Here is a 10,216-nt window from a genome sequence, read left to right as displayed (position 1 = left end):
TCGACGATATCGAGACCTTTGCCCATTTCACCGGCGATACCTTCTACGCCCATATGGATGACGAAGCGGCGGCGGCCAATCCGTTCTTCCCGGGCCGGGTGGCGCATGGCTACCTGCTGCTCAGCTTCGCGGCGGGGCTGTTCGTGCAACCTGATCCCGGCCCCGTGCTGGCGAACACCGGGCTGGACAACCTGCGCTTCATGGCACCGGTACAGGCAGGCGACAGCATCAAGGTACGGCTCGTCGTCAAACAGAAAACACCCCGCAACGACGACTATGGCGAAATACGCTGGGACGTCACGCTGACGAACCAGAAGGGCGAAACCGTGGCCACCTACGATTTGCTGACGATGAATGCCGTCTGACGTTTTTACCCATACGGTCGCGGATCTGCGCACGCTCGGCGGTCAGCGGGTCTGGTCGCTGATGGTCAGCCTCTTCGGTGATCTGGCCCAGGCCGAAGGCGCGGGGATCGACGGGCCGGTCCTGTCGCGGATCATGACCGCAATGCAGATCAGACCGGAAGCCACAAGGGTGGCGCTCCACCGGCTGCGCAACGATGGATGGATCGCCTCAGAAAAGCGCGGGCGCATCAGCCGTCACACGCTCACCCCGCATGGCCGCAAGCTGAGCGCCGAGGCAAGCCCGGTGATCTACGCGGACCCATACGCCGGACCGGAGGAATGGAGCCTCGTCCTCCTCCCCCCCGACGCAACCGCGTCCGACGCGCTGGGGCAGGCGGGCTACATCCAGATCCTGCCCCGGCTTTATGCCAAACCGCCAGCCGCGTCTTTGCCCGCTGGGGCGCTGGAACTGCAGGCCAAGGATGCGCCCCCATGGCTGCGCGAAGCGGTAGAGCCTGCATGGCTGGCCGAGGATTATGCCGCGCTGGCCCGAACGCTTGGCGAACTGACGGAACGTTTGCCCCGCGATGCCAGCCTGTCGGCGGTCGAAACCGCGGTCCTGCGTTGTCTTGTCGTGCACAACTGGCGCCGACTGGTGCTCAAGCACAACTGGCCGCCGCGTGCGCTCGTGTCCCTCGACTGGGCCGGGCACCGCGCGCATATTCTGGTGGCGGACCTGCTGCAGCGCTTTCCGCGCCCTTCCCTTTCGGATATCGGCTGCAGCCGGAACTGATCCGCCCGGCCCGGAAACACGCGCTTTCCCAGCCGGTGTACGCGCTATATAGGAAGGCCATGACAAACCACGTTTACCAGAATGATCTTCCAGACGGTCTCGACCTCGGACCGATGGTCGCCGTCGATTGCGAAACCATGGGGCTGAACCCGCACCGGGACAGGCTTTGCGTCGTGCAACTGTCCGGCGGGGATGGCAACGCCCATCTTATCCAGATCGCTAAGGGCCAGACAGAGGCGCCCAACCTGCGCGCCATGCTGGAAAACCCCAAGGTGCTCAAGCTTTTCCATTTCGGTCGCTTTGATATCGCGGCGCTGCTGAATGCTTTCGGCGCAGAGACTGCGCCTGTCTATTGTACCAAGATCGCAAGCCGCCTGATCCGCACCTACACCGATCGTCACGGGCTGGCGAAATTGCTGCAGGAGCTCCTGAACGTGGACATTTCCAAGCAGCAGCAATCCAGCGACTGGGGCGCCGAGACGCTCACCGATGCACAGATCGACTACGCGGCATCCGACGTGCTTTACCTGCACCGGCTTCGGGATGAACTGAATGCCCGGCTTCTGCGCGAAGGACGCATGGAGCTTGCCCAGTCCTGCTTTGACTTCTTGCCGACCCGCGCTCGCCTCGACCTCGAAGGCTGGCCCGAGACCGACATCTTCGCGCACGCATGAGCACGCCTTTCATCGATACCGCACGGCGTGTGATCGAAGCCGAGGCCGATGCACTGACCACCCTCGCCGCCGGGCTCGATGACCGCTTTCGCGCAGCCATCGACCTGCTGAAGGATACGCGTGGCCGGGTCATCGTGACCGGCATCGGCAAATCCGGTCACATCGGCAAGAAGATCGCCGCAACGCTTGCCAGCACGGGAACGCCGGCCCAGTTCGTTCACCCCGCCGAAGCGAGCCACGGCGATCTGGGCATGATCACCTCTGCCGATGTGGTTCTGGCAATCTCGAACTCGGGCGAAGCGCCGGAACTGGCAAACCTGATCGCCTATTCCCGCCGCTATTCGATACCGCTCATCGGGATCACCAGCCGCGCGGAAAGCGCGTTGGGCGCTCAATGCGACGTGGTGCTGTTGTTGCCCCAGACAGGCGAAGCCTGCGGGACGGGGGTTGTGCCCACCTCCTCCACCACCATGACGCTGGCCTTGGGCGATGCGCTTGCCGTGGCGCTCATGGAAAACCGCAATTTCACGCCCGAACATTTTCGTGATTTTCACCCGGGCGGCAAACTGGGCGCGCAGCTCAGCCGCGTGTCCGACCTGATGCACCGGGAAGAGGCGCTGCCGCTGATCACACGCGACACGCCCATGACCGACGCGCTGATAGAGATCAGCCAGAAGGGGTTCGGCGTCGTGGGCGTGACGGACGAGGCGGGTGCTCTCAGGGGGGTCATCACCGATGGCGACCTACGCCGCCATATGGACGGGCTGCTATCGCTTTCCGCCGGGGACGTGATGACCAAGACCCCCACGACCATCGGGCCGGGGGCGCTTGCGGAACAGGCCGTGGGGATCATGAACGCGCGCAAGATCACCTGCCTCTTCGTCGTCGATCCCGCGGGCACGGGGCAGCCCGAAGGGCTGATCCACATTCACGACTGCCTGCGCGTCGGGCTGGGCTGAGGAGCCGTGGCTTCGGACCGTCACACGCGGCTCGTCGCCCTGCTGAAGGTGGCCTTCCCCCTCATGGCGTTGGGGTTGCTGTCGACGCTTTTCCTGCTCTCTCGCCAGAACGATCCGGATGCCGCGATTCCCTTCGCCGACAAGGAAATTCAGGACCGACTTCGCGATCAGCAGGTAACCGGCCCGTTCTTCTCCGGCACCACCGCGGATGGCGACCAGATCTCCTTTTCCGCGAACCGGCTGACCTCCCCCTCCGGACAGGACGGTGCCAACCGGGCGGAAACCGTCAATGCCCGGCTGCGTCCGACCAGGGGGGCAGAGATCACGATCAATGCCGAACAGGCGGATTTCGACATTTCCGAGGACCGGGCCGACCTGACCGGCGATGTCGTGATCACGACCGCCGACGGCTACCGGCTGACCTCGGATCTGCTGACTTCGGAACTGTCGACGCTGCGCATCGTTTCACCCGGACCAGTGGAGGGAACCGCGCCCGGCGGCACGCTCACAGCAGGTGCGATGACTCTTGAGAAAGATGGCGCAACCGATAGCGCGCAAATGAATTTCACTCGCGGCGTGAAACTGGTATACACGCCCCGACAACAGGTAGAGTAGCTCAGGTGACATACATCCGTTCGTTGATCGCATCGCTCCTGATGGCGATTCTCGCCGCCCCCCTGCTGGCTCAGGGCGCCACCGTCGCCTTCGGCACGATCGAGCAGGATACCTCCCTCCCGGTTGAGGTCACGGCCGACAACCTTTCGGTGGATCAGGCGACCGGCACGGCGGTCTTCACCGGAAACGTGCTTATCGGGCAAGGCGCCATGCGGCTGACCGCAGAACGGGTCGAGGTCGTGTACCGCGCGGAGGCCGAGGGTATCGCAAAGCTCGAAGCGACGGGCGGCGTCACCCTCGTTTCCGGTGACGACGCCGCCGAAGCGGACCGGGCCGATTATGACATCGACGCGGGAACGCTCGTCATGACGGGCAATGTCCTTCTGACACAGGGCGGCAGTGCTTTGTCGTCCGAACAGATGACCATCCAGCTCGAAGACGGCACGGCGCAGATGTCCGGGCGGGTGAAAACCATCTTGCAGACCGGCAGCGGCAACTGATGACCACGCCGCCCGAACTGGCTGTCTCCGACGGCGGGGCGGGCCTGCGTATCGAACATCTGCGCAAGTCCTACCGCAAGAAGACCGTGATCCGCGATTTTTCCATGTATCTGGAGCGGGGAGAGGTCGTTGCCCTTCTCGGCCCCAACGGGTCGGGGAAAACGACGACATTCTACGCTGTCGCCGGTTTGGTAACCCCCGAAGGCGGCACCGTGACAGTGGATGGAAAAGACGTCACCCAGCTGCCCATGTATCGGCGCGCGCAACTGGGCGTAGGCTATCTGCCGCAGGAAATGAGCATCTTTCGCGGGCTCAATGTGCAGGACAACATCGCCGCGATCCTCGATATCACGGTATCGCATCGCCACCAGCGCCGCGAGCGGCTGGAGGAACTGCTTACCGAATTCTCCATCGAGCATCTGCGCCGCGCGCCCGCCATCGCCCTGTCGGGCGGCGAAAGACGCCGGGTGGAGATTGCCCGATGCCTTGCTGCCAACCCCAAGTACCTACTGCTGGACGAACCATTCGCGGGCGTCGACCCGATTTCGGTCGGGGACATCCGCACCTTGGTCAGCGACCTGAAGAAACGCGGAATCGGCGTGCTGATCACTGATCACAACGTGCGCGAAACGCTGGAGATCGTGGACCGCGCCTATATCCTGCACGAAGGAAGGGTGCTGATGTCGGGCACCCCGGGGGAAGTCGTGCAGAACGAGAACGTGCGCCGCGTCTACCTCGGCGATAATTTCAAGATTTCCTAAAATCGTTAAGGAATCGCTACCGTTTCCGTGACCGGGGTACAGCGGCTTTTCGTTGACTTTTCAGGGCGAATTTGCCCTGATGGGGGTATGGAAACCCGTCTTTCCCACTTGTCAGCGCGCATGCCTTCACGCCAGGGCGCGGCTGAACACAGGCGGAAAACAGGCCCATATTTTCCGCATCCGGCATGATCCGTCCGCCCTTCGACGGGGGCAGTCTGTTCTTGCCATACAAAAAAAAGAGGAGAACCCATGCGGTACCAGATCAGTGGAAAACAGATCGACATAGGCGAAGCACTGCAGACCCACGTCAAGGAAGAGTTGGGGGAGGCGGTCAACAAATACGCCGGGCGTCCCACGGACGCTCAGATCGTCTTTTCCAAGTCGGGGCATGAATATGTCTGCGAAACCACGGTGCACCTTTCCACGGGACTGACAGCCTCCGCGCGGGCGCATGCTACTGAAATATATGGGGCTTTCGATGCCTGCCGCGAGAAAATGGAAAAGCAGCTGCGCCGCTACAAGCGCCGGCTGAAGGACCACCACCGCGAGCGGGCCGAACCGGTTGAACTCATGGGAGCCTCATCATATATCCTCGCTTCAGAAAATGATTCTGACACGCAGGAACCCGACAGCCTCCAGCCGATGATCATCGCCGAGATGCAGACCAGCATCGCGACGCTTTCGGTCGGAGAGGCGGTCATGCAGATGGAACTGGCAGGTGCGCCCGTGCTGGTTTTTCGAAAGGAAGGGAATTCCGGTCTGAACGTCGTATACCGCCGCGATGACGGCAACATCGGCTGGATCGATCCCTGAACGAGCAAGCGGCGGCACCAGTCCGTCGGAGAGAGCAGAGCGGAACGAATGGATTTTGCTAAACTCCTGAAGCCGGAGGCGGTCAAGGTTCTCACCTCGGCCTCCAGCAAGAAGCGTCTGTTGCATGACATCGGCGAGCTCATGCATGTCGCCTATCATCTGGATGGCGGCGATGTCGTCGACGCGCTGATGACCCGCGAATCCCTTGGACCCACGGGCGTAGGCCATGGGGTGGCTCTGCCACATGCACGGATGGAAGGCCTTGATCATGTGATCGGGGCCTTCGTCCTTCTGGACAAGCCGATCGACTTCCGCTCGGTCGATCGTCAGCCGGTGGATATCGCCTTCGCGCTCTTCGCGCCGGAAGACGCCGGAGTCGAACACCTCAAGGCGCTGGCGCTGGTGGCGCGCACCCTGCGGGACAACGCGATCTGCACGAAGCTGCGCGCGAACCCCGATGCGGCGACCCTCTATACGATCCTGACGGAGGACAGCGCCGTTCAGGCGGCCTGATCCCACTTTCCGAAGCCGAAGGTCACATAGTCGCGCATGTAGGCATCCGCGACCAATGCTTCCAATTCCGCATCATAGAAGTCGCCCAGCGCATGGGGGCCTACCGGCTCCGCTGCGGGCAATGCCGGGGCATCGTCATACCCAACCGCCCGCGCCAGATCGGCGAGGCCTTCGGCCAGTTCATTTTCACGAAGCACGCGGTCAGGGAACGTCAGTTCGCCGAACCCCTGCAAAGCTTGCGCCTGCGTACACCACGCCGGATCGACGCGAATCGCCGTCTGCCCGGCGAGGTTCCCCTTGAGAAAGCGCAGGAAAGCGGCAAATGCCGCGCGATGCGTCTCCAGCGTCCAATCCGCCCCGGGCTCACCCTCCGGCAGGGGCAGCTTGTACCGGCGGATCAACGTCTTCCGCAGCTGGATATAGGCGCCTTTGCCCGTGGTCAGGATATGACGAGAAAACGCATCATGGGCACGGTCGAGCGGATGGCGCAGCACGGTGAAGCTGCGATGCCCCGGGTGGCGACGTTTCCACTGCCGCAGGCTTTTCTGGGACATCCGCGTATGCAAGGCTTCGGTTTCCGCATAGTCCAGTGCGGCGAGCCACTCGTTGATCTGCCCCTCCAGCCCGGACCGCAGCGGAAGATAAAGCAGACCGGCCTCTGGTGCGGCGACGTAGGACGGCACGTTCGGCCCGCGCCGGGGTTCGAAATTTGGCGTCCGGGTAAGATCGAACCGGTCGAGCGATGCGAGCGCATCCAGCATCTCGTCGTAGTTTTCGACCTTTTCCGAAATCGGGCTGGGGTTCTGCTTTTTCAGGTTCCGATCAAGGCTTTCCAGCGCCTCGTCCACCCCGAGGTAGCGCGCCAGCCCGTTCATGACATCGACGCTCTGAAGGTCTTCGTAGGCCACGTAGAAAGCCGTTTGTCCGCTGCGCTGAAGACGGTTCAGCAAAAGTACCTGAAACTGCTGCAGGGCATCAAGGTGGCTGGCGAATTCATCGGCATCGAACTGGGCCTTTGCGGCCTTGTGCGCTTTCATATCCGTCAGTTTCCACTGGCCGGTGGCCTGCGCGATCTTCCAGCTCACGTAGCTTTCGACCGGATTGCGCGTCAGAATGATCTTGGCGCAGCCGCGATCCTCAAGCACAGGGTGGAGTATGCGCGGATCATGGTCATGAAAATAGCGAAAGCCGCCCAGCGCCGAAGGGTCGTTCCGTATTGCGTCCAGCAGTGTTTTAGGGTCCGCATCCCGCGTGGCCTGATCGATACCGAGGATCGGTTCGCTGCTCGGATACCCGAGGAAATGCGGATTGAACGCCTCCCCATGGCAGGCGATTCCTGGAAAGGCGTTCAGGTTGGATTCGAGAAAGTTCGATCCGGTACGCATTTCGGCAAAGACCACGAAACTGTGGAAACCGTCCGCCATGCCCTATTGCACCAGATAGGGTTTGCGCGGCGGCTTCGGGCTGGCTTCGACGCCCCGTTCCACGGGAAAATCGCCCATGAGATAGGGGTGCATTCCCTGGTTCTTCAGGTTCTGCAGGAACTGCCCGAACCCGCCAAGGTCCACCATCTTTGGCGCTTCGGCCAGACGGCGCAGCTTTGTGCGCCCGATCTCGTCCAATATGCCCTGCAGCGGTTCCATCGGGGCCTCGATGAACTCCGCCATGGTCCAGATGCGCACATGAGCCTTCGCATGGGGGGACCGCAGGATATCCATATGCTCGTTCTCGATCCGCTGCAGACGGGCGGCAGTGGCCCGGATCTCTGCGAAATCGAGGTTTGATCGGAACAGCGGCACCGCCCATGCGCCGGTAATGACGGAAATCTGCGCGTTGGAATCTCTGGCGATGCGCCAGCAAATGTCTTGGTTGTCATGCGGCCCGAACTGGAAACACTGCCGTTCCCCCCGGGTGTTCCAGATCAGGTTGGTCAGGAACGTCTTGCAATTGTGGTCGCGCAAGATGGCACTGTCGCTCAACGCGCCGTTGATCGCCGTCTGCCCTTCGGAAAAATGGACCTTGTCGGGCGCAAAGAGGTGCCCATGCACCCGCGCGCCGGTGGCCTTGGCCAGCCAAGGCTCAAAATTCTCGAAAAGTTCGGCAAAGCCCTGAAAGACGGAATAGGGCGCCGCGGTAACGCCGTTTTCCCAATCCTCGTTCGGAAACCGGCTTTGCATGTAAAGGCCCGAACGGCCCCGGGTGCGCCTTTCCACCGCCTTGGCGAAGATCCGGTCGATCTTGCCGGGGTTCGGCTCCGTCTTTTTCATCGCCCCGGCGGCATCGGTCAGAAACGCGTCATAGAGACGATCGGCGTAGGGCCAGATCTTGCGGGCGACAAAGCAATCCGACCGGCGCAGCAACTGCAGGTGATCATCGTAGAAGATATGCGGTTTGCCCTGAAAATCGAACTTCGAGAGGGTCAGGGACCGGCTTTCGATCTTCGTCGAATATTGGCGGGCGAGAGTCTGGAAATAGCTTTCATCAGGGATCCAGACATGTCGGAAATAGCGGTCATAGGTATCCCGCTCCGGGTCCTGCAGGATCGCGGAAAGGGTGTGCCGGGTCAGACACCACCACTGCGACCCCATGTGCGGCACCAGCCCGTTCGGCATCTTCCGCTGAAGACCCAGCCGGCGCTGAACCGCGACCGCCTTGTCGAAGAAATAGCGATGCCGTTTCCACGAAAACGGAAACCGCAGGGTAAAGCGTTCCTCATCCAGACCGCCCACTGTCCAGGGTACATCCGATGTGGTCGCGCTTTCGATGAAGTCGGTCCGGGGGCGCGAGGCGAGGTAATCGATAAGCTCCTGCACCGGGCGCAGCGGCAAACAGGAACCCGAGGCAAGGTAGACGTGCCGCACCTTGGGAAAGCTGGCCAGCATCATCTCTGAAGCGGCCTGTGTTCCCGCGACGAGCCCCCAGGTGCCCCATTCGCAGCGATACCGTTCGCAAAACCGGATGTCCGGCACATCGGACAGCGCCTTCACGAAGGTATCGAAGGTCGCCTTCGGCACGTGGCGATCCACGTGAATCACAACCGGGCAGCCCGCGGCGGACCAATGCCGCGCGACCTGCTCTGCACGGCCAAGCGCCGTGTGCACCAGCATGACGATCCCGACGCTCACGCCCAGTTCCCTTTCGACATCAGCCCCAATATTTCGAGCTGTCGCCAGTTTATGTAGCGCTCCGACCATTTGCACCAGAGCTGTGGATCGTCTTTGAGCCGTTCGGCATAGGCCTTGTATTCAACGGATCCGGCATAGTGCTGACCGCGCGCCAGCTCTTCTTCGGCCTTGGCCGAAAACGTGTCGAGAAATTTCGCATGCAACAACACGCCCGATGCCTTTTCACCACCCCATTCGTCATAGACCTGATTAAGCCCACGCGGCAGCAGCATATGAGTCGAACTGACATAGCAATAGCGCCTGTCCCATTTGACCAGCGGCACTTTGTTGAGCGCGGGCGCCTTTTCCGGTTGGTCCGCGAAGAAAACGCGGGCACGCGGCCCCCCCTGAATCCACAGGTTCCGGAACAGGTAGTTCGGCTCCATCGTGTAGTTGCCGCTATCGAACCAGGAGGCGATCTCGATCGGGTCCTGTCCCGGCTGATAGGGCTGTTCGTCCAGCCGACCTTTTGGGTACATGTCCAGCAGCATTGCCGAAAACGACTTGATCGAAGAGGCGTCCAGCCAGTCCGTCAACGCGCGCAGGGGGCGCGTATCGCAAAACGGATACACAAGAAATTCATCCGGATCGACCGTCAGGGTCCAATGGCCGTGCGCGTATTTCATCTGCAGCCAGTTGAGCCAATCGACCCCGAAGCGCGCCCGTTTGTAACCGGCAGAGGTTGACCAGACCGAAACATCCGGTTGGTCGGCAAGATAGTCGAGCGATCCGTCGTCACTATCGTTATCGACAAAGAAGAAATGCGCCACGCCCATGCGCCGGTAGTAGTCGAGGAAATAGGGCAGCCTCACCCGCTCGTTCCGCTGGGTGCAGAAAACGAGGATGTCATCCTGACGTATCTCGGATGTCCGATCAGCGATGCGCTTCAGCTCACGACGCTTGCGAAAGGCGCGAATACGCCATCGCTTGCGCTGAAGCCGGTCCTGTCCCAGGGAGAGGTGTAACTTCTGGTAGCGCTTTTGGTGGCGTCCGCGCCCTTCATGAGGCGCCGTAGGACGTCATCAAAGGCGCGGTGGTCATCGGTGAATTTTCGGTAAGGTCGGGTTGCGAACATCAACC

At 61.7% G+C, this 10,216-nt stretch carries 13 protein-coding genes; 9 read left to right on the top strand and 4 right to left on the bottom strand.

Going from position 1 to position 10,216, the window contains the following annotated elements; translation table 11 throughout:
- From A3728_RS08610 to A3728_RS08570, 9 genes are all read left to right on the top strand, one after another.
- A partial coding sequence (locus A3728_RS08610) for a MaoC/PaaZ C-terminal domain-containing protein (RefSeq protein WP_269084900.1) occupies positions 1-365 on the top strand: 365 nt, incomplete at its 5' end.
- Entirely contained in the window at positions 355-1,137 is a 783-nt protein-coding gene (locus A3728_RS08605) for a PaaX family transcriptional regulator C-terminal domain-containing protein (RefSeq protein ID WP_067922218.1), read from the top strand. The genes A3728_RS08610 and A3728_RS08605, both read left to right, overlap by 11 nt.
- Before the next feature lie 59 nt (positions 1,138-1,196).
- Positions 1,197-1,811, top strand: a complete 615-nt coding sequence (locus A3728_RS08600) for a ribonuclease D (protein WP_067922215.1) — start codon at positions 1,197-1,199, stop codon at positions 1,809-1,811.
- Positions 1,808-2,770, top strand: coding sequence for a KpsF/GutQ family sugar-phosphate isomerase (locus A3728_RS08595; protein ID WP_067922214.1), 963 nt, complete (start codon positions 1,808-1,810; stop codon positions 2,768-2,770). The genes A3728_RS08600 and A3728_RS08595 overlap by 4 nt, the downstream gene beginning before the upstream one ends.
- Positions 2,771-2,776: 6 nt before the next feature.
- Positions 2,777-3,385 carry an LPS export ABC transporter periplasmic protein LptC gene (gene lptC, locus A3728_RS08590; RefSeq protein ID WP_150120698.1) on the top strand — a complete coding sequence of 203 codons (609 nt, stop codon included), beginning with the start codon at positions 2,777-2,779 and terminating at the stop codon, positions 3,383-3,385.
- A 41-nt stretch (positions 3,386-3,426) separates the two neighbouring features.
- Complete coding sequence (lptA, locus tag A3728_RS08585; protein WP_443069067.1) at positions 3,427-3,885, top strand: lipopolysaccharide transport periplasmic protein LptA; 459 nt, start codon at positions 3,427-3,429, stop codon at positions 3,883-3,885.
- Positions 3,885-4,646, top strand: a complete 762-nt coding sequence (gene lptB, locus A3728_RS08580; protein ID WP_067922206.1) for an LPS export ABC transporter ATP-binding protein — start codon at positions 3,885-3,887, stop codon at positions 4,644-4,646. The genes lptA and lptB overlap by 1 nt, the downstream gene beginning before the upstream one ends.
- Positions 4,647-4,895: 249 nt before the next feature.
- The gene (gene hpf / locus A3728_RS08575; RefSeq protein ID WP_067922204.1) at positions 4,896-5,459 is read left to right on the top strand and encodes a ribosome hibernation-promoting factor, HPF/YfiA family; all 564 of its coding nucleotides are present in this window, start codon (positions 4,896-4,898) and stop codon (positions 5,457-5,459) included.
- Between the two features lie 48 nt (positions 5,460-5,507).
- Entirely contained in the window at positions 5,508-5,972 is a 465-nt protein-coding gene (locus A3728_RS08570) for a PTS sugar transporter subunit IIA (RefSeq protein ID WP_067922202.1), read from the top strand.
- Here the strand turns inward: A3728_RS08570 and A3728_RS08565 are convergent.
- From A3728_RS08565 to A3728_RS23695, 4 genes are all read right to left on the bottom strand, one after another.
- The gene (locus A3728_RS08565; RefSeq protein ID WP_067922200.1) at positions 5,960-7,396 is read right to left on the bottom strand and encodes a nodulation protein NodH; all 1,437 of its coding nucleotides are present in this window, start codon (positions 7,394-7,396) and stop codon (positions 5,960-5,962) included. The genes A3728_RS08570 and A3728_RS08565 overlap by 13 nt on opposite strands.
- Before the next feature lie 3 nt (positions 7,397-7,399).
- Entirely contained in the window at positions 7,400-9,097 is a 1,698-nt protein-coding gene (locus A3728_RS08560; RefSeq protein ID WP_067922198.1) for a DUF5927 domain-containing protein, read from the bottom strand.
- Positions 9,094-10,089, bottom strand: a complete 996-nt coding sequence (locus tag A3728_RS08555) for a glycosyltransferase family 2 protein (protein ID WP_067922195.1) — start codon at positions 10,087-10,089, stop codon at positions 9,094-9,096. The genes A3728_RS08560 and A3728_RS08555 overlap by 4 nt, the downstream gene beginning before the upstream one ends.
- Positions 10,023-10,216, bottom strand: a 194-nt coding sequence (locus A3728_RS23695) for a hypothetical protein (RefSeq protein ID WP_236630446.1), incomplete at its 5' end; no start/stop codon positions are given. The genes A3728_RS08555 and A3728_RS23695, both read right to left, overlap by 67 nt.

This window comes from Sulfitobacter sp. HI0040 (genome assembly GCF_001634885.1).
In the GTDB taxonomy this organism is placed as follows: Bacteria; Pseudomonadota; Alphaproteobacteria; order Rhodobacterales; family Rhodobacteraceae; genus Sulfitobacter.
This window is presented reverse-complemented; position numbering and strand designations above follow the sequence as displayed.